This window comes from Empedobacter sp. UBA5924 (assembly GCF_002431085.1).
GTDB lineage: Bacteria > Bacteroidota > Bacteroidia > Flavobacteriales > Weeksellaceae > Empedobacter > Empedobacter falsenii_B.
The window spans coordinates 34,517-54,192 of sequence record NZ_DJDM01000025.1; the positions used below are offsets into that span (position 1 = coordinate 34,517).

Genomic DNA, 19,676 nt, shown 5'->3' on the forward strand with positions numbered 1-19,676 from the left:
TTGTATTAATCACAATTTCCGTCTACATCACAAGAAGCACCATTTTGTGGTTGGTCCAAATGATCTTTTTCGTAAGCTTGTGTCAAAGCAGAAACGAAATACTCGACTGGTTGAGCACCAGAAAGTGCATATTTACGGTCAATTACGAAAAACGGAACGCCAGAAACACCAATATTACGCGCATCTAAAATATCCGAAGCAACTTCAAAAACATTTGCATCAGAATTTAGCATTTCAAGAACTTCGGTTTTGTTCAAACCAATTTCTTCTCCCAATTCAGCCAAAACTTCATAATCAGCTACATTTTTACCTTCTGTAAAATACGCTTTAAAAAGTCTTTCTTCTGCTTCCGAACCTTTTCCATTCGCTTGCGCAAAATGAATCAATCGGTGAGCATCACCCGTATTGACAACTTTAGAATTTTGTTGTTGAAAATCAATTCCAACAACTTTTCCCATTTCAGCCAATTGATTATTCATTGCCGAAACTTGTTCTTCCGAAATTCCTTTTGTTTTGATTAAATAATCATTGACAGAAGTAATTTCAGTTTTTGATAAATCAGGATTTAACTGAAAACTTTTCCATTCAACCTGTATTTTATCTTGATAAGGAATTTGCGTTAAAGCTTGTTCAAAATGTTTTTTTCCGATATAACAGAACGGACACATTACATCCGACCAGATTTCAATTTTCATTATAGAAATTTTTGGTGTAAAAGTTTGTAAAAATACGCTTTTTATTTGAATGGATTCGGTTATTTTTCGGTTAATTTTATCTTGAAAAATTATTAACAAAATCTTGAAAAATAATCGTGCTAAATTGAGTTTTAAATTTGTTTAAGACAAGGTTTAAATTACCTTTGCAGTGAACCAAGAAAAGATGATTAGTTTCATTTTTATTCCAAATCAAATAACGAACAAACAATATGTCAACACACGTAGTAGTCGGTCTTCAATGGGGTGACGAGGGAAAAGGAAAAATTACAGATGTATTAGCCGAAAAATCGGATTATGTTGTACGCTACCAAGGTGGTAACAACGCTGGTCATACGGTATATGTAGGCGATGATAAATTTGTCTTACACTTATTACCTTCTGGAGTTTTACAATGCAAAGGAAAATGTATTATTGCGAATGGTGTCGTAGTAAATCCTGAAGCTTTTTTTGCAGAAACTGAACAATTAGAAGCAAAAGGTTTATCTACAGATCACGTTTTTATCTCGAGAAGAGCGCATATCATCATGCCTTATCACATTTTGTTAGACGAATATCGTGAAGAATTTGCAGGAAAAGATAGTCAAATTGGTACAACAAAACGCGGAATTGGTCCTTGTTATGAGGATAAAGTAGCGCGCGTTGGTATTCGTGCAATTGATTTATTAAATCCTGAAGTTTTAGCAGAAAAAATCAAAGAAAATTTAGTGGTTAAAAATGCTTTATTCGAAAAATTATTCAATAAAGAACCATTAAAATTCGAAGACATTTACGAAAAATATTTAGCTTATGGTGAGCGTTTGAAAGAACGTATCTTAGATTCTGAGTTAGAAATTAACCACGCAATTGACGAAGGTAAAAATGTATTATTCGAAGGTGCTCAAGCATTAATGTTAGACATCGATTTTGGTACATATCCATTCGTTACATCATCTTCTCCAACAACAGGTGGAGTTTGTGTTGGTGCTGGAGTTCCTCCTACAAAATTGAAAAATTTGATTGGAGTTTCGAAAGCATATTGTACACGCGTTGGTAACGGTCCTTTCCCAACAGAATTGGACAACGAATTAGGAGAACAAATTCGTCAAGTTGGTCACGAATTCGGAGCGTCGACAGGTCGTCCACGCCGCACAGGTTGGTTAGATTTAGTTGCATTGAAACACGCTTGTATGATTAATGGAATTACACATTTAGTAATTACTAAATTAGATGTAATGTCGAATATTGATACAGTAAAAGTTTGTACAGGTTACAAAACAGAAGACGGAAAAATCATTGATTATTTCACTTCTTCTACAACTAAATTAGCTGATTACGAAGCGCAATACGACGAATTACCAGGATGGAAAGAAGATATTACAAACGTAAAATCTTTTGATGAGTTACCGCAAACAGCGCAAGATTACATTCACTACATTGAGAAATACTTAGGAATCGAAGTTTATTTAGTTTCGGTTGGACCAGAGCGTTCTCAAAACATTATTAGAACAACTTTATTTTAATAAATTAAATAGTATAGCCTGACTTTTGTTGGGCTATAACTTTATGAGATATTTTTATGAACGAAATTTTAGAACGATTAAAACAATTGAATTTAGGTATAGATTCTATCGTCCCGATGAAAGGTGGTGATATTAACGATGCTTTTCGATTAGAATCGTTTGATAAAAAATATTTTTTAAAGGTAAATTCCGCAAACAACTTTCCTCATCTTTTCAAGAAAGAAGCACGTGCTTTAGAAGCCATCAAAAAGACCAAAACATTTTCGGTTCCGAAAGTGGTAAATGTTGGCGAAGCTGGAAAAGATTTTCAATATTTATTATTAGAATGGATGGAAACCTCTACTCCAACTGTTGTAAATTGGGAAAACTTAGGAAAAAATTTAGCAAAACTTCATCAAAATACAAGTAAACAATTTGGTTGGTCAGAAGATAATTACATTGCAATTGTCGTTCAGCCGAATAGTTTAACAGATTCTTGGAGCGAATTTTATGCAAAAAATCGCATCATGCCAATGATGAAACTATTGCAAAACAAACAATTAATCAATTCAAAACAAATAAAATCTGCAGAGAGTTTATGTAAACAATTGAATTCGATATTTCCAGAAGAAAAACCTGCTTTATTGCATGGAGATTTTTGGAATGGAAATATTTTAGCCAACAAAAAAGGCGAATTCTCGGTTATAGATCCTGCAATTTATTATGGTCATCGCGAAATGGATTTGGCTATTGCAAAGCTTTTTGGAGGATTTGATGATGTATTTTTTGATGCCTATCACGAAAATAATCCTTTAGCACCAAATTTCGAAGAGCGTTTACCAATTGCACAATTATTTCCATTGCTGATACACGCTTACCTTTTCGAAGGTTATTATGTGAAAGATGTGCAAACCATTTTGAAAAAATTTTAAAAAACAAAACAAACAAATACAATGAACAAGTATCAAAATCCTTTAGAATCGAGATATTGTAGCGACGAAATGCTATATATCTTTTCTCCTGAGAAAAAATTTACAACATGGAGACAGCTTTGGATTGCTTTGGCAGAAATTGAAAAGGAACTTGGATTAGATATTACAGACGAACAAATTCAAGAATTAAAAAATAATGCAACTAATATTGATTATGATGTTGCTGCGGCTTACGAAAAGAAATTTCGTCACGATGTAATGGCTCACGTGCATACGTACGGAGATGTTGCACCAAGCGCAAAAGCAATTATTCATTTAGGCGCTACTTCGGCTTTTGTTGGCGATAACACAGATTTGATTCAGATTCGTGATGGATTTCAACATGTAAAAGGACAATTAATCAATGTGATTGATGGTTTAGCAAAATTTGCGCGTCAATACAAAGATTTACCAACTTTAGGATTTACGCATTTCCAACCAGCACAATTAACAACCGTTGGAAAACGTGCAACACTTTGGTTACAATCTGTTTTATTAGATTTAGAAGAATTAGAATTCAGAATAGATACGTTACGTTTTCGCGGTGTAAAAGGAACAACTGGAACAGCGGCTTCTTTCAAAGAATTATTTGATGGAGATTACCAAAAAGTAAAAACATTAGACAAAAAATTATCTGAACGTTTCGGATTCAAAAATGTTTTTGCAGTTTCAGGACAAACTTACGATCGTAAAATTGATGCTCAAGCATTAGAATTATTATCAAACATTGCACAATCTGCACATAAATTTACAAACGACTTGCGTTTATTACAAAATTTAAAAGAGATTGAAGAACCTTTCGAAAAAAATCAAATTGGATCTTCTGCAATGGCATACAAACGCAATCCTATGCGTTCAGAGCGTATCGCCTCTTTAGCGAAATACGTGATGTCCTTAGCAACTTCTCCTGCAATGGTTGCTTCAACTCAATGGTTCGAAAGAACGTTGGACGATTCGGCTAACAAACGCTTAGCAGTACCTCAAGCATTTTTAGCGATTGATGCAATTTTAATCATTTGGAACAATATTTTAGATGGTTTAGTCGTTTATCCTAAAATCATCGAGAAGCATATCGCGGAAGAATTACCATTTATGGCAACCGAATATATCATTATGGAAGGTGTTAAAAATGGTGGAGATCGTCAAGAATTACACGAAATTATCCGTACACATTCTATGGAAGCTGCAAAACAAGTGAAAATGGAAGGAAAATCTAACGATTTAATTGAACGTATCATTGCCGATGAAAATGTAAAAATTGACAAAGAGAAATTAGTCGAATTATTAGATCCGAAAAACTTTACAGGATTTGCTTCTGAACAAACAGAAGAATTCTTAAAAGATTTGGTTGATCCAATTATCGAAGAAAATAAAACACTTTTAGGCGCTCATACAGACCTTAAAGTGTAAACACGCTTAAGACAAACACATGAAACAAAAAAAAGACTTCCAAATTGGAAGTCTTTTTTTAATTTTAACCTTTAATCAATTATAACCAATGAGAAAATTCTTTCTGTTTTTTGCACTTATTTGTTCTTTTCACGTAGTTGGACAAATCAAATATATCACGAACAAAGAATTTACTGTACAAGGAAAAGCCTTTGATAATACACCTTTTTACCATAGAATCGATACCAACAAATACGCAAATCTTCCTGAAAAAGTAAAAGGTTTATTTACTGCTCCCGCTGGATTATATGTTACATTCAAATCGAATACTTCACAAATAAAACTGGATTGGACAACTCGTTCTACTTATTTGGGCGCGAATACAACTGGAATTATGGCGCGTGGGTTGGATTTGTATATCAAAGAAAACGGAAAGTGGATTTTTGCAGGTGCGGCTTTACCAAATCAGCAAAATATCAAAAGTGAATTGATATCGTCAAGAATTTATCAAAGACAGAAAAGGAATTCATACTTTATTTGCCACTTTGGAACGAAATTACAGATTTAAAAATAGGAATTGATGCTTCCGCTAATTTTATCAATCAACCGATTGCGTATAAAAAGAAAATCGTGGTTTATGGTTCAAGCATTGTGCAAGGTGCTTCGGCAAGTCGTCCTGGAATGAATTATCCTTCTATTTTAACACGAAAAACAGGCTATGAATTCATTAATCTTGATTTGAGTGGAAGTGCAAAAATTGAAATTGAATTGGCTGAAATGATCAAAGATATTCAAGGGGTTGATTTGTTTATCTTGGATTGTGTTCCAAATAGTTCACCCGAAGAGATCAAAAGTAGAACAATTCCGTTCGTCAAATTACTCCGAAAATATCATCCAAAAACACCAATCTTGATGGTAGAAAGCTTGATTCGACCAATGAGTAAATTTGATTTAATCGCTCACGAAGATATGACAAGACAAAATCAAACCTATCGAGCCCAATACGATGCGTTGATAAAAGAAGGCATAAAAGATTTGTATTTATTGAAAGGTGATAATTTAATTGGTTCGGATAACGAAGGTTCTACAGACGGAATTCATCCAAATGATTTAGGTTTTAGCAGATTATCAGAGGCCATTGAGAAAAAAGTAAATGAAATTTTGAGTAAGAAATAGATTAATACTTTATACCAACTTTTCTCAAAATAAAACCTAACAACCAAATAGGACCAACCAACAAAAATTGTAAATCTTTGAGAAAACTTGGCTTCTTCCCTTATATTTTGTGTCCAACGAATTGTAAAATCCACGTGATAATAAATACTACCAAATAAACTAACCAAGATTTTGTACCGAATTGCACATTGCACAACGAAATAAAATATTCCATAATCAACATTAGAAAAATCATAATGAAACCAACGACAACCGATAATCTAAAATAAAATATTGAAACAATAACCAATGCAATGATTGAAGCTATACTGATATAACCAAAGTTCTGAACATACAAATGCGGCGCTGGAATGTAGGATATAAAACCAAGAATCGTCCAAAAGATTAAAGGAACACAAATCCAATGAATAGTTTTGTTTGTTCCATTTTGATGACTTTCTCCATATTCACTAAAAAGTTGTTCTATTTTTCTCATATTGGATGATTTTAACTTAAATATAGGTTGAATTTGTTTGATTATTAAACTTTAAAACCAAAATTATAGTTGTAAATTTGAATATAACTTGAAATATCTTACAAAATCCAATTAATGTTTACAAAAATTATAAATGTATTTGCAATACTATTTGGTATCACACTCTTTACCCTACTAACTTATATTTTTTATAATCAAGCTTCTAAAGATTTATCTAAATATTCGCAAGTTGAAGGTATAATAACAAATAAAGGTATTATAAATTCAAACAAAAATTCTAAAATATTCTTTTTAAAACTTTCTAATTATCCTCAAAATCTCGCAGTATACAAAATGACTAAAAATTATTCAGAGCTTGATAATAATATTAGTCACGGTGACAAAGTAAAAGTATATTTTTCACCTTCAAATTCTAATAAAAATAACTTGGATATAGTTCAAATAGAGAAAGAAAATAAAATTTTATTAAGTTATAATACGCACAAAACCACCTACTATTTTTTAACCGGAATAACTACAATCGCTACATTATGTATCATTTTAATGACAGTTTATTATATAAAAAGAAATAAAATTGAGAATCCTATACCACCTATTTTCTAAATAAAACAAATTCAATATTAAAACATTAGCAATAGTTACCAAAATTTGGTAACTTTATTTTATTAAACTAAATAAGACGTTATGGGACGAAATACATCTGTTTCTTTGGGAAATTATTTTGAAGAATTTGTTGATACAAAAGTCTCTCAAGGAAGATACAAAAATGCAAGTGAGGTTATTAGAGCTGGTTTGAGACTTTTGGAAGAAGAAGAAGATAAAATTCAGTTATTGAAAAATTCGATACAAGAAGGTATAGATAGTGGAATTGCAGAGGATTTTGATGCAAAAAAACACCTCGAAACTTTGAAAGCCAAAATAAAAAATAATGGCTAAGTATTTCTTGACAAATAAAGCTGTTGAAGATCTTTCGAAAATATATGAATATACGTTTGAATTGTGGTCACAGAATCAAGCGGATAAATATTATGAAGAACTAATCAATTTTTGTCAGTTATTAGCCGAAAACCCCATGATTGGAAGAAATTATAGTGAGATTAATTCTGAACTTTACGGATTTTTAGCCAATCAACACATTATCTTTTATAGAATTCTAACTAAAGATGAAATTGAAATAACAAGAATTCTCGGTGCGGAAATGGATTTGAAGAATCGTATAAAAGAATAAACTTTTTAATTTTCTCACTTCAACTATTTTCACCGCAAAAAACGATTATACGAGAAAGCCAACTTTTTCAAGTTGGCTATTTTATTTACTTTGGATAAACGACTCGTGAAAAGCAACACGAAGTGTTGATCTATATTATAAAATTTTAAGCTTGCATCACAAAAATAGCAGGACGTTTATGAAAATCATACTTTTCATTTTTCCACTCTTTGATCGATAACGTGCGGATATCTTCGTCCTCTAATGTAATGTGGCACGCGACACAAATCTTGGTTTCGGCACGAAGAATCTTCGTTAAATCGTCTACCATTTGATTGTTACGATAAGGCGTTTCCATAAAAATTTGAGCAATTCCCGTTTTCGCGCTTTCAGCTTCCAAATGCGCTAATTTCTTTTTACGTTCTGTTTTATCGATTGGTAAATAACCGTGAAAAGCAAAGTTTTGACCATTCATTCCAGAAGCCATTAACGCCAACAAAATCGACGATGGACCAACCAAAGGAACTACCTGGATGCGTTTCTGTTGCGCAACTTTTACCAACTGCGCACCCGGATCTGCAACCGCAGGCAAACCAGCTTCGGAAATAATTCCGATCGTTTTGTTTTGATCAAATAATTTGATCAAATCTAACATTTCTTCTGGCTCTGTATCTTTGTTTAGAATGTAAATATCTAAATCGGCTTGAACTTTTTCGGGGCAAACTTGTTTGATAAATTTACGTGCAGATTTTTCGTTTTCTACCACAAACGTATCAATTGCTCGAATAATGTCAAGATTGTATAAAGGCAATACTCTACTGTGTTCGCTTTCACCTAAAAGTGAAGGAATCAAATAAACTTTAGCCGTTTTCATTGTATAATTTTAAAGATTATATTTTTTGATGATTCCGTCTGTGGCTTCATCTAATAATTGATAAACATGCTCGAAAGCATCTTCTCCATCGTAGTAAGGATCAGGAACATTTTGCGTTTGCCCTATTCCATCTTTCAAGATCAATTTGATTTTACTTTGCTCCTCTTCGCTTCGAGCTAATTGTTGCAAATTAATTAAATTTTGTTTATCCATTGCAAAGATTAAATCAAACTCATCGAAAAAAATTGGATTGAAATGCATTGCACGTTGATCAGAAATATCAACACCATATTTTTTAGCAACCGCAACCGAGCGTCTATCTGGTTGTTCACCAACATGCCAATCACCCGTACCAGCAGAATCTACCAAATGATTGTCGCCAACCTTTGATTGTAAAATTCCTTCTGCCAACGGAGAACGACAAATATTACCTAAACAAACCATCAAAATTTTCATTGAAAAAATATTTATAGATTAATCTGAAATTTTACGTGAAATATCTTCAATATAACCACGAAATTGCTTGTCCGTTTCTTGTAAATTTTTCACTGTTTTACAAGCGTGTAAAACTGTTGCGTGATCACGTTTACCGATTTGTGTTCCAATACTTGCCAAAGACGCTTTTGTATATTGTTTTGCAAAATACATTGCTAATTGACGCGCTTGTACGACATCACGTTTACGTGTTTTTGACTGAATATCTTCAATCTTCACTTTAAAGTATTCACAAACTGTTTTCTGAATGTAATCAATCGAGATTTCTTTGCGAGCTGTTTGTACTAATTTAGATAACGTACGTGATGTTAAATCTAAGGTAATTTCACGTTTATTCAACGTTGCTTGCGCAATGATTGAGTTTAATGAACCTTCTAATTCACGCACATTTGTATCAATATTTTGTGCGATATAATCCATTACTTCATCAGGAAATTCGATACCATCGTTTTCTAATTTTTGTTTCAAAATTGAAAGACGTGTATTGTAATCAGGGTTTTGCAAATCGGCTGATAATCCCCATTTGAAACGAGAAATTAATCGATCTTCCATATCTTGAATATCTGCTGGAGATTTATCCGAAGTCAAAATAATCTGATTTCCTCTTTGATGTAAATGGTTAAATATATGGAAAAAAACTTCTTGCGTTTTTGCTTTTCCAGATAAAAACTGAATATCATCCATAATCAAAACATCAATCATTTGATAAAAGTGAATGAAATCATTTTGATTATTATTTTTTACAGCTTCAATAAATTGTTGTGTAAATTTCTCAGTTGAAACATACAAAACAGTTTTCTCTGGGTGTAAATCTTTTACTTCTAAACCTATCGCATGCACCAAATGAGTTTTTCCTAACCCTACTCCACCATAGATGAATAGTGGATTGAACGAAGTTCCTCCTGGGCGTTTGGCAATCGCACGACCAGCCGCACGTGCTAATCGGTTTGATTCTCCTTCGATAAAATTATTGAATGTATAATTATGATTTAATTGCGAATCAATTTTTAATTTTTGCAATCCTGGAATAACGAAAGGATTCATCATTTTACCAGCTTGCAAATTAATTGGCGCTTCTACCTCTTGTGGGCGAGGTTTTTCTTTGTTCGAACTTGGAATACGTACCGTGAATGGCTCACGTCCTTGCGACTTTTGATCCATCAAAATACTGTATACCAATTTTGCATCAGAACCTAATTCTTTTTGTAAGGCACTTTTTAAAATTTTGATATAATGCTCCTCTAACCATTCGTAAAAAAATTTACTTGGTACTTGTATTGTTAAAACATTATTATTTAGTTTGCCCGGACGTATCGGTACAAACCAAGTATTGAAGGCATCTTCTGCAATGTTGTCTTTTATAAAAGACAAGCATTTTTCCCACACAGAATTTGCAGTTATCGTCATAATATTGTCCAAAAGTGCTTAAGTTTTAATGTAAAATACTGAAAGTCAATGTTAAATTTTCATCAACCCTTCTCTACAAAATTGTGAACAAATTTTGAATAAAAAAAATGATTTAGGTATTGATATATTAAAAAATACTTTGTATAATTAAAAATAATCAATAAGTAGTTTTAGATAAAATAAAAATACTGCAAAGATAATCTTTTCGGACATATTTTGGCTTATAAAACTATTAATTCTTATTTTTGTATCACTATGGAAATTACACAAGAAAAAATTGACTTCGCAATTATCAAAGTAGAAAATCATTTAAATGATTTGGGCATCAAAAATAATTTTTCTCTTTTACGAATTGAACAAGGTGAAGAAAAAAATGTAAGGACTTTTTATTATGAAATAGCAAATCCTACTTTCAAAACAATTATTCAAATTCAATATGATTTCTTAAAAGAAGAGCAAAAAGATTCTTCGCAAACTTCTTTTAGTTGGATGGATTACAAAAAAATTACTGAATAGACTTTTTCATTTTTTATATAATTAATGATAAAGTCTTTTTTTTGTTCTCTACTTTTGAAGATTAAAATGATGTTTTAGAAAATTATGGAGAAGATAGAAGAAACCGAACAATTAAATGTTTTTCGCACCAAAACTCGTATTCTATATAAACACACCGATCAAATGAAAGTGGTTTATTATGGAAATTATCCTGAGTTTTATGAAATTGGTCGTGTAGAATTGATGCGCAAACGTGGTTTTCCTTATGCTGAATTGGAAGCAATGGGAATTCAGATGCCAATTATTGAAATGCATACAAAATATATTGGTAGCGCTTTGTACGATGAATTAATCGAAATTGAAACAACAGTTCATGAGCGTGACAAAGGTGTTCGCATTCGATTTGATTACAATATATATAATGAAGTGGGAAAAATAATTAATCAAGGATACACTATTTTATGTTGTATTGATGCCGAAACTCGTCGTCCTGTTCGTATTCCAGAACGTATTTGGACAAGTTTAGGTTTATAATATTATTTAGAATCATTAATTATTCGTTAAAACAAATTCTTGCAAATGATTTCTCATTAAATTTGTTCCTTAACAAAACATGATTAAAAACGAATGTCAACACTTCAAGAAAAAATCAATCAAACGATTGTAGACGTTATCGATTTTCCAAAAGAAGGAATTGTCTACAAAGACATTACTCCATTGTTCTTAAATTCTGAACTTTCGAATGAAATTGTAGACGCTTTTGTAGAAAAAGCAAAAGGTAAAGTGGATATTGTTTGTGGAATTGAAAGCCGTGGATTTTTGTACGGAATTCAGATTGCACAAAAATTAAAAGTTCCTTTTGTATTAATTCGTAAAGCTGGTAAATTACCTCCTCCAACAATTAGTCAATCTTATGATTTGGAATATGGACAAGCAACTATCGAAGTAAATTCGAATTACATCAAAGATGGTGCGCGAGTTCTAATTCACGACGATGTTTTAGCAACTGGTGGAACTGCCGAAGCTTGTGCTAAATTGGTAGAAAAATGTGGTGGAAAAACAACACAGTTTTCTTTTATTGTTGATTTAACTTTCCTACATGGTAAAGATAAATTAACATCTTTTACAACTGATATTGTTACTTTAACAGAATATTAAACTAAAAACTCCGCTCAAAATTTTGAGCGGAGTTTTTTTTATTTTTTAGGCGCTATAATCACTTCTGGCGCTCTTTCATTACCAATATCCAACAAAGCTTTTATATTCGCTAAAATTTCTCTAAAACTCTGTTTACCTTCCGTTTTATAAGGTCCGCTATCCGCATTATATCCAATACAATCCAATCCGAAAACTTTTCCTAAGAAAAGCGCTCTTTTGAGATGATAAGATTGAGAAATTAAAATCACTTTATCAAATTGATAAATATTTTTGGTTCTGTAGATTGTGCTATATGTATCCAAACCTGCTCCATCTAGATAAGTATCTTCAATTTTGACACCTCTATCCAACAAGTATTTTTCCATCACATCAATTTCATTAAAATTCTCGTGAAGTTTTTCTCCAGAAAGTAAAATTACATCCACTTGATCCTCTTTGTAAAGTCGAATTGCAGCATCCAAACGATCTTTCAAAAAACGAGTTGGTTGTCCATTAGCTTGCACTTTTGCACCAAAAACAACTGCCACACGATAATCTGACGGAATATTTCCTTGATAATTGTAAATGTAATACGAAGTAAAAACTTGAATAATCAATGCAACGATCAAAGTAAAAACCGCTATTAATCCAGCGATAAACATACTTTTACGCATTACAAATCTTCCTATTTTTACAAGTTTACTCAACTATCTTTTGTTTTAAAAAATTTTAACATTCAACAGTCTATAAGTTTAGTGATATTTAAAAATTATAAATGTGAAAATTATTTTAAATTTTTCATCGTAATTTTAGAGAATGAATGAGATTGAGTTAAGAACAGTTACCGTTGAACGCTATTTGCAACCTTTGCGCGAAGGTGGTTCTTTGCCTGCACTAGCTGATGCAGATGACGGTTTTAAATATGTTTTAAAATTTAAAGGTGCTGGTCATGGTCCTCGCATGCTGATTTCTGAATTATTAGGAGGAGAAATTGCACGTGTTTTAGGATTTAAAGTTCCTGAATTAGTTTTTGCAAATTTGGACGAATATTTTGGTCAATCCGAAGCTGATGAAGAAATTCAGGATTTGTTAAAATTTAGCGAAGGAACTAATTTGGCTTTGCATTATTTATCTGGTGCAATCAATTATGATCCTGCTGTAATGAAAATTGATGATAAATTATCTTCTCAAATTGTTTGGTTAGATGCTTTTTTGACGAATGTTGATCGTACTTTTCGCAATACAAATATGTTAATGTGGCACAAAGAATTGTGGTTGATTGATCATGGTGCTTCCTATTATTTTCATCATTCGTGGGACAATTGGGAAAAAGCAGCTCTTGCACCCTTTACGCCAATTAAAGACCATGTTCTATTGAAAAATGCTACAAAACTTGAAGAAGTTGATACAGAATTTAAAGCGATTTTGAATGATGAAATCATTGATAAAATTGTCGATTTGATTCCTGATGAATGGTTAGAAACAGAAGTTACACATGCTACTCACGAAGAAATGAGAACGGTTTACAAAACATTTATCAAAACACGATTACAACATTCCGAACTTTTTATAAACGAAGCGAATAATGCCAGAAAAAATCTTATATGAGTATGCAATTCTTCGTTTGGTTCCTAAAGTTGAACGCGAAGAGTTTATCAATGTTGGAGTAATTTTATTTTCGAAAAAAGAAGATTATTTGAAAGTAAAATATTTTATTAATGATAGTAGAATCAATGCTTTTTGCCACGAATTAGATCTTGATTTTATTGACAGTAATTTGAATGCTTTGTCTAAAATTGCCGAAGGAATTCATCCCGAATCTGCTGTATCTAATTTCGAAACCCCTGAACGTTTTCGTTGGTTAACAGCTGTCAGAAGTTCGTCTATCCAAAGTTCTCGTCCGCATCCTGGTAAAACAACAAACCTTGATAAAACCTTGGATCAATTATATAAAGAACATGTTTTATAAAAGTTAAACGCTTAAAAACGAATGTTTTAAAAATATTTTCTTAAATTTGGTCATACATTAATTTTAAATTATTTATCGCCATGAGTACATTAAGAAACAAAGTTCAGCTAATTGGGAATGTTGGTAGCAATCCTGATGTTAAAACATTAGAAAACGAAAAGAAGTTTACAAAATTTAGTCTAGCAACGAACGAAAGCTACACAAATAGCAAAGGTGAGAAAGTTCAGCAAACGACGTGGCACAATTTAGTTGCTTACGGACCAATTGTAAATGTGATCGAAAAACATGTAGAAAAAGGGAAGCAACTTGCTATAGAAGGCAAATTGACTTACCGAGATTATCAAGATAAAGATGGTCAACAAAAAACGATTACAGAAATTATAATTGATGAAATTGTACTTCTTTAGCGTTTAAAATAAAAGGGAAACAGTGATGTTTCCCTTTTATTATTTTATAAGATTCCAAAATAAATTTGGAATATGAATTATCCTAACATTCGAATCGCGGTTTTTAGACCTTCAATAAATGTATCTATTTCTTCTTTTGTATTATAAACAGCGAATGAAGCTCGTACCGTTCCCGGAATATTGAAATGCTGCATAATTGGTTGTGCACAATGATGACCAGTACGAACAGCAATTCCTTTTTTATCCAAAATCATTCCGACATCAGATGAATGAACGCCGTCAAATTTTAAGTTGAAAGAAACTGCGCCAGAATGTTCTGCATCTTTTGCATAAATCTCCACTTCATCAAATTCTGATAGACGTTGAATTGTATAATCTACCAATTCTTTTTCGTAATCGTGAATCGTTTGCATTCCAATAGAATTGATAAAATCTACCGCAGCTCCAAGTCCGATAATTCCTGCAATATCTGGTGTACCAGCTTCGAATTTGAAAGGTAAACAAGCGTATGTTGAAACCTCCATTGTTACATCTTTTATCATCTCTCCTCCTCCGTGGAAAGGTGGTAATTCATTCAAAATATCTTCTTTTCCATACAAAATACCGATTCCAGTTGGACCGTACATTTTATGACCAGAAAAAACCAAGAAATCACAATCCATTGCTTGAACATCAATTGCAGTATGTGGAGCAGATTGTGCCGCATCAATCAAAACCCAAGCACCTTTTGCATGCGCTTTTTCGATAATTGTTTTGATCGGATTTACAACACCTAATGCATTTGAAACTTGATTAACACAAACTAATTTGGTTTTATCTGTCAATAAATCATCCAACTTCTCAATATCCAAAATACCTTCTGCAGTTAACGGAATATATTTTAGTTTAGCACCAGTTCGCTGACACAACAATTGCCAAGGAACGATATTAGAATGATGCTCGATTTCGGTAATAATAATTTCATCATCGGCTGATAAAACATTACGAAGTGAATTAGAAACTAAATTAATTCCTTCCGTCGTTCCACGCGTAAAAATAATTTCGTAATCGTGTTTCGCATTGATAAATTTCTGAATCTTACGACGCGATTCTTCCATCAAATCTGTTGCTTCTTGACTTAATGTATGAATTCCACGATGTACATTTGCATTGTACTTTTCGTAATATTCGTCCAAAACATCTAAAACAACTTTCGGTTTTTGAGAAGTTGCACCATTATCTAAATAAACCAATGGTTTTCCGTTGACTTCTCTATTTAAAATTGGAAATTGACTTCTTATTTGTTGAATATCTATTGACATTTTTTTAAGTTTTGAGTAATGAGTTATGAGTGATGTGTAATAAAAAAGTAAGTATTCAAAATAGTTTCAAATACTTACTTTATATTTCAAAATAAGTTCAACTTAAAACTTATTACTTATAACTCAGAACTATATTTTATAATTCGAAATCTAAACTAACTCCTAATTTTTTTGCAATTATAGAGTTAACTCGATTTGAGATTTGTGGAATTTGTACATGTCGCAAAGCGTCTGCAGCAAAGGCATACAATAACATTGCTTTCGCTTCTTTCTTTGGAATACCACGTTGTTGCATATAGAACAAAGATTCTTCTTCTAATTGTCCAACTGTACATCCGTGCGAACATTTTACATCATCAGCAAAAATCTCTAATTGAGGTTTTGTATTAATTGAAGCTCCATCAGATAATAAAACATTATTATTTTGTTGGAATGCATTCAATTTTTGCGCTTCTTTGTGAACATAGATTTTACCATTGAAAACTCCTTGCGCTTTCTCATCATAAATTCCTTTGTACAATTCGTGCGACTCACAATTCGGGAAATTATGCTCCACAAATGTATGATGATCGATATGTTGTTTTCCATCAATCACCGTAATTCCGTCCATTACAGAGTTACAATTTTCTCCATTTTGGAAGAAATTCAAATTGTTACGTACAATTTTTCCTCCAAAAGCAAACGTAAATACATTGGCACGAGAATCTCTTTCTTGATTGATGTATGTATTATCAACTAAAGAAGCATCGTTAGAATCATTTTGGAATTTGTACCAATGAATCTCAGAATTACGTCCAACATTCACCTCCGAAACAACATTTGTTAAGTTTGCTTTTTCGTCTAATGTTTGATGTCTTTCGATAATTTGAACTTGCGCATTATCTCCAACTACAACCAAATTACGTGGTTGATACATCGCTTCTTGAGAAGCTCCTGTTGAGAAATAAACAATCTGAATTGGCTTAGATAAAATTACATTATTTGGAACATAAATGTAAGCTCCATCTTTTGCAAAAGCTGTATTTAAAGCAACTAAACTTTCACCTTTTTTCGCAATTTTTCCGTAATAATTCTCAATTACAGCTTGATGAGTTGTTTTATGCATTGCGCTTGACAAGACACAAATATCAGCTTCATCATGTGTTGTATTTGACAAAAACGAAGAATATTTTCCATTAATGAATACGATTGTGTACGTATCGATATCATTAATCAAATATTTCTTGATGTCTTTGTACTCAATTGCAACTTCGTCTTCTGGGAACAATTTGTAATCCACCTTCAACAAAGGAGCAAGATTTGTATATTTCCATTCTTCGTCTTTACGTGTCGGAAAACCTTTTTGATTAAAGATTTCGATGGCTTCTTGACGTAAACCTTCGATTTCTTTATTCACTTTGTTTTTTTCGTTGAACACTAAATGACGAGAAACTAAATTTTCTTTTAAATCAATCATTTTAGATATTGTATTAATGTATTATGTAAGAAGTAAAAAGTACTTTGGACTTAATACATTTTACATTTTACAAAATGTTTAGATTCCTGCTTCTTCTTTTACCCAGTCGTAACCTTTTGCTTCTAATTCTAAAGCTAATTCTTTACCACCAGATTTAATGATTTTTCCGTCTGCTAAAACGTGTACAAAATCAGGAACGATATAGTCTAATAAACGTTGGTAGTGTGTAATTACTAACACTCCATTGTTTTCATTTTTGAATTCGTTTACACCATCCGCAACAATACGTAAAGCATCAATATCTAAACCAGAATCAGTTTCATCTAAGATGGCTAATTTTGGGTTTAACATTAACATTTGGAAAATTTCGTTACGTTTTTTCTCACCTCCAGAGAAACCTTCGTTAAGCGAACGAGATAAGAAATCTTTTTTGATTCCTAATAATTCAGCTTTTGCACGAATTTCTTTCAACATTTCAGAAGCTCCCATTTCTTCTAAACCTTGCGCTTTACGCGTTTCGTTGATAGAAGTTTTGATGAAGTTTGTTACAGAAACTCCAGGAATTTCGATTGGATATTGGAAAGACATAAAAATTCCTTTTTGTGCTCTTTCTTCTGGTGCTAATTCTAAGATTGATTCATTATCAAACTCGATATCACCATCGGTTACTTCGTAATCTTCTTTACCTGTAATAACGTTAGATAAAGTTGATTTTCCTGCACCATTAGGTCCCATAATCGCGTGAACTTCACCTGGATTAATTTGAAGGTTTAAACCTTTTAAAATTTCGCGCTCTTCGATACGAGCATGTAAGTCTTTTATATTTAATAACATAATCTAATTTGTAAATTAGTTAATGTGATAATTCTTTAATTATCTTGATTTTGATGTACTTATAATTTTATTCACAATTTTAGAAATGTTTACCAATTTATCAGATAAACTTTCTGTATTTGGATAATTTTTAGATAATTGACATAATTCTAACCAATACTTGGTTTCATCAATTTCTTTTGCTGCAATCTTAAACTTGTGAATAAAATCATTCAAGCTTTCAGCGTTTTGAGCTTCTCTAATATTTGCTCCTATTGAAGTTCCTGATTTTAATAATTGATTTGAAATAACAAATTTCTTATCCAATTCAAGTTCTTCACAATATTCTATAATTAATAGTGAAAATTCTAAAGTTAATTTTAAAATGATATTATCTTTTTCCATCATTAACTCATTAACAAATTATCACATCAACTCATTATTAATAACTATCCTACAGAACCTTCTAATGAGATTTCTAATAATTTTTTCGCTTCAACGGCAAACTCCATTGGTAATTTGTCTAATACTTCGCGGCTAAATCCGTTTACGATTAATGCAATCGCTTTTTCAGTATCGATACCACGTTGATTACAATAGAACAATTGATCTTCACCAATTTTAGAAGTTGTTGCTTCGTGTTCTAATTGAGCCGATTTATTTTCGATTTCGATGTAAGGGAAAGTATGCGCACCACACTCGTTACCCATCAACAATGAATCACATTGAGAGAAGTTACGTGCTCCTTCAGCGTTTTTCATCACTTTCACCAAACCACGGTAAGAGTTTTGAGATTTACCAGCAGAAATACCTTTCGAAATAATTGTCGATTTCGTATTCTTACCGATGTGAATCATTTTTGTTCCTGTATCCGCTTGTTGATAATTATTTGTTACCGCAATTGAGTAAAACTCACCTACCGAATTATCTCCTTTTAAGATACAAGATGGATATTTCCATGTTACCGCAGAACCTGTTTCAACTTGCGTCCACGATACTTTTGCATTTTTCTCGCAAACTGCACGTTTTGTTACAAAGTTGAAAACTCCACCTTTTCCTTTATCATCACCAGGATACCAGTTTTGTACAGTAGAATATTTGATCTCAGCATCATCCATAATGATTAACTCAACCACAGCAGCGTGTAATTGGTTTTCATCACGCATTGGCGCTGTACAACCTTCTAAATACGAAACATAAGCACCTTCGTCCGCAATTAATAAAGTACGCTCAAACTGTCCTGTTCCTGCAGAGTTGATACGGAAATACGTTGATAATTCCATTGGACAACGAACACCTTTTGGAATATAACAGAATGATCCGTCCGAGAAAACTGCCGAGTTTAAAGCTGCATAAAAGTTATCTGTTGGCGGAACTACTTTACCAATGTATTTTTTCACCAATTCTGGATGTTCTTTAATTGCTTCCGAAATTGACATAAAAATAATTCCTTTTTCTGCTAATGTTTCGCGGAAAGTTGTTTTTACTGAAACTGAATCAAAAACCACATCAATCGCAACTCCAGACAAACGTTTTTGTTCATCTAAAGAAATTCCTAATTTCTCGAAAGTTTTTAATAATTCAGGATCAACTTCGTCTAAACTTGCTAATTCTTTCTTTGGTTTTGGAGCTGCATAATACTGAATAGCCTGAAAATCTGGCTTTTCGTAAGTTACGTTTGCCCATTCTGGTTCTTCCATTTTAACCCAAGCGCGGTAAGCTTCCAAACGCCATTCCGTCATCCACTCAGGCTCCTCTTTTTTGGCTGAAATAGCACGCACGATATCTTCATTCAATCCAACTGGGAATTCTTCATATTCCATTTCAGTCGTCCAACCAAACTCATATTGCTTTTGGCTAGCAAGATCTTCACGTAGATCGTCTTCTGTATATTTTGTGTTACTCATCTT

General features: G+C 32.3%; 24 protein-coding genes and 1 pseudogene. 14 read left to right on the top strand and 11 right to left on the bottom strand.

From position 1 onward, the window contains the following. Window positions 1-5: 5 nt before the first annotated feature. Complete coding sequence (locus B3792_RS06915; RefSeq protein ID WP_286495857.1) at window positions 6-695, bottom strand: DsbA family oxidoreductase; 690 nt, start codon at window positions 693-695, stop codon at window positions 6-8. Window positions 696-925: 230 nt separating this feature from the next. Here B3792_RS06915 and B3792_RS06920 point away from each other — a divergent pair, with 230 nt between their 5' ends. From B3792_RS06920 to B3792_RS06940, 5 genes and pseudogenes are all read left to right on the top strand, one after another. Then, complete coding sequence (locus B3792_RS06920) at window positions 926-2,215, top strand: adenylosuccinate synthase (RefSeq protein WP_219034680.1); 1,290 nt, start codon at window positions 926-928, stop codon at window positions 2,213-2,215. Between the two features lie 56 nt (window positions 2,216-2,271). Further along, complete coding sequence (locus B3792_RS06925) at window positions 2,272-3,126, top strand: fructosamine kinase family protein (protein WP_291047529.1); 855 nt, start codon at window positions 2,272-2,274, stop codon at window positions 3,124-3,126. Window positions 3,127-3,147: 21 nt separating this feature from the next. Next, on the top strand, window positions 3,148-4,575 hold the full coding sequence (purB, locus tag B3792_RS06930; protein WP_125349080.1) for an adenylosuccinate lyase: 1,428 nt from the start codon (window positions 3,148-3,150) through the stop codon (window positions 4,573-4,575). 88 nt (window positions 4,576-4,663) lie between these two features. After that, window positions 4,664-5,091 (top strand): annotated as a pseudogene (locus B3792_RS06935) (SGNH/GDSL hydrolase N-terminal domain-containing protein); the annotation flags it as partial. Continuing rightward, window positions 5,092-5,730 (top strand): SGNH/GDSL hydrolase family protein, encoded by a 639-nt coding sequence (locus B3792_RS06940; protein WP_286495860.1) that lies wholly within the window; start codon window positions 5,092-5,094, stop codon window positions 5,728-5,730. A 100-nt stretch (window positions 5,731-5,830) separates the two neighbouring features. Here B3792_RS06940 and B3792_RS06945 read toward each other — a convergent pair whose 3' ends face one another. Beyond that, entirely contained in the window at window positions 5,831-6,205 is a 375-nt protein-coding gene (locus B3792_RS06945) for a DUF962 domain-containing protein (RefSeq protein WP_286495861.1), read from the bottom strand. A gap of 114 nt (window positions 6,206-6,319) precedes the next feature. Here B3792_RS06945 and B3792_RS06950 point away from each other — a divergent pair, with 114 nt between their 5' ends. The 3 genes from B3792_RS06950 (at window position 6,320) to B3792_RS06960 (ending at window position 7,433) form a co-directional block, all read left to right on the top strand. Beyond that, on the top strand, window positions 6,320-6,808 hold the full coding sequence (locus B3792_RS06950) for a hypothetical protein (protein WP_286495862.1): 489 nt from the start codon (window positions 6,320-6,322) through the stop codon (window positions 6,806-6,808). Window positions 6,809-6,889: 81 nt separating this feature from the next. After that, window positions 6,890-7,141, top strand: a complete 252-nt coding sequence (locus tag B3792_RS06955) for a type II toxin-antitoxin system ParD family antitoxin (RefSeq protein WP_219034673.1) — start codon at window positions 6,890-6,892, stop codon at window positions 7,139-7,141. Beyond that, window positions 7,134-7,433 carry a type II toxin-antitoxin system RelE/ParE family toxin gene (locus tag B3792_RS06960; protein ID WP_219034672.1) on the top strand — a complete coding sequence of 100 codons (300 nt, stop codon included), beginning with the start codon at window positions 7,134-7,136 and terminating at the stop codon, window positions 7,431-7,433. The genes B3792_RS06955 and B3792_RS06960 overlap by 8 nt, the downstream gene beginning before the upstream one ends. Window positions 7,434-7,578: 145 nt before the next feature. Here B3792_RS06960 and B3792_RS06965 read toward each other — a convergent pair whose 3' ends face one another. Genes B3792_RS06965 through dnaA form a run of 3 tightly spaced genes read right to left on the bottom strand, consistent with a single transcriptional unit; the run spans window position 7,579 to window position 10,188 of the window. Continuing rightward, window positions 7,579-8,286 (bottom strand): SAM-dependent methyltransferase, encoded by a 708-nt coding sequence (locus tag B3792_RS06965; protein ID WP_286495863.1) that lies wholly within the window; start codon window positions 8,284-8,286, stop codon window positions 7,579-7,581. Window positions 8,287-8,295: 9 nt separating this feature from the next. Continuing rightward, window positions 8,296-8,742, bottom strand: coding sequence for a low molecular weight protein-tyrosine-phosphatase (locus B3792_RS06970; RefSeq protein WP_219034670.1), 447 nt, complete (start codon window positions 8,740-8,742; stop codon window positions 8,296-8,298). Between the two features lie 18 nt (window positions 8,743-8,760). Then, window positions 8,761-10,188 (bottom strand): chromosomal replication initiator protein DnaA, encoded by a 1,428-nt coding sequence (dnaA, locus tag B3792_RS06975; RefSeq protein WP_286495871.1) that lies wholly within the window; start codon window positions 10,186-10,188, stop codon window positions 8,761-8,763. Window positions 10,189-10,443: 255 nt separating this feature from the next. Here dnaA and B3792_RS06980 point away from each other — a divergent pair, with 255 nt between their 5' ends. From B3792_RS06980 to B3792_RS06990, 3 genes are all read left to right on the top strand, one after another. Further along, on the top strand, window positions 10,444-10,704 hold the full coding sequence (locus B3792_RS06980; RefSeq protein ID WP_038333588.1) for a hypothetical protein: 261 nt from the start codon (window positions 10,444-10,446) through the stop codon (window positions 10,702-10,704). An 84-nt stretch (window positions 10,705-10,788) separates the two neighbouring features. After that, window positions 10,789-11,217, top strand: a complete 429-nt coding sequence (locus tag B3792_RS06985; protein ID WP_125349076.1) for an acyl-CoA thioesterase — start codon at window positions 10,789-10,791, stop codon at window positions 11,215-11,217. Between the two features lie 93 nt (window positions 11,218-11,310). Continuing rightward, entirely contained in the window at window positions 11,311-11,841 is a 531-nt protein-coding gene (locus B3792_RS06990; protein ID WP_219035195.1) for an adenine phosphoribosyltransferase, read from the top strand. Window positions 11,842-11,879: 38 nt separating this feature from the next. Here the strand turns inward: B3792_RS06990 and B3792_RS06995 are convergent, their stop codons facing one another. Next, window positions 11,880-12,527, bottom strand: a complete 648-nt coding sequence (locus B3792_RS06995) for a SanA/YdcF family protein (RefSeq protein WP_286495865.1) — start codon at window positions 12,525-12,527, stop codon at window positions 11,880-11,882. A 109-nt stretch (window positions 12,528-12,636) separates the two neighbouring features. Here B3792_RS06995 and B3792_RS07000 point away from each other — a divergent pair, with 109 nt between their 5' ends. The 3 genes from B3792_RS07000 to B3792_RS07010 all read left to right on the top strand — a co-directional run bounded on the left by B3792_RS07000 (window position 12,637) and on the right by B3792_RS07010 (window position 14,196). Beyond that, on the top strand, window positions 12,637-13,428 hold the full coding sequence (locus B3792_RS07000; RefSeq protein ID WP_219035197.1) for a HipA family kinase: 792 nt from the start codon (window positions 12,637-12,639) through the stop codon (window positions 13,426-13,428). Further along, on the top strand, window positions 13,406-13,789 hold the full coding sequence (locus B3792_RS07005) for a DUF3037 domain-containing protein (protein ID WP_125349073.1): 384 nt from the start codon (window positions 13,406-13,408) through the stop codon (window positions 13,787-13,789). The genes B3792_RS07000 and B3792_RS07005 overlap by 23 nt, the downstream gene beginning before the upstream one ends. A gap of 80 nt (window positions 13,790-13,869) precedes the next feature. After that, window positions 13,870-14,196: a single-stranded DNA-binding protein gene (locus B3792_RS07010; RefSeq protein ID WP_125349072.1), complete on the top strand. Its 327-nt coding sequence runs from the start codon at window positions 13,870-13,872 to the stop codon at window positions 14,194-14,196. A gap of 77 nt (window positions 14,197-14,273) precedes the next feature. Here the strand turns inward: B3792_RS07010 and B3792_RS07015 are convergent, their stop codons facing one another. The 5 genes from B3792_RS07015 to sufB all read right to left on the bottom strand — a co-directional run bounded on the left by B3792_RS07015 (window position 14,274) and on the right by sufB (window position 19,673). Further along, window positions 14,274-15,497, bottom strand: a complete 1,224-nt coding sequence (locus B3792_RS07015) for an aminotransferase class V-fold PLP-dependent enzyme (protein ID WP_257468255.1) — start codon at window positions 15,495-15,497, stop codon at window positions 14,274-14,276. 136 nt (window positions 15,498-15,633) lie between these two features. Continuing rightward, complete coding sequence (sufD, locus tag B3792_RS07020; protein ID WP_219035198.1) at window positions 15,634-16,953, bottom strand: Fe-S cluster assembly protein SufD; 1,320 nt, start codon at window positions 16,951-16,953, stop codon at window positions 15,634-15,636. Window positions 16,954-17,031: 78 nt separating this feature from the next. Next, complete coding sequence (gene sufC / locus B3792_RS07025) at window positions 17,032-17,787, bottom strand: Fe-S cluster assembly ATPase SufC (RefSeq protein ID WP_219035199.1); 756 nt, start codon at window positions 17,785-17,787, stop codon at window positions 17,032-17,034. 39 nt (window positions 17,788-17,826) lie between these two features. After that, window positions 17,827-18,171 (bottom strand): four helix bundle protein, encoded by a 345-nt coding sequence (locus tag B3792_RS07030; RefSeq protein WP_219035200.1) that lies wholly within the window; start codon window positions 18,169-18,171, stop codon window positions 17,827-17,829. A gap of 44 nt (window positions 18,172-18,215) precedes the next feature. After that, window positions 18,216-19,673 (bottom strand): Fe-S cluster assembly protein SufB, encoded by a 1,458-nt coding sequence (sufB, locus tag B3792_RS07035; RefSeq protein WP_114999857.1) that lies wholly within the window; start codon window positions 19,671-19,673, stop codon window positions 18,216-18,218. Between the last annotated feature and the right edge of the window lie 3 nt (window positions 19,674-19,676).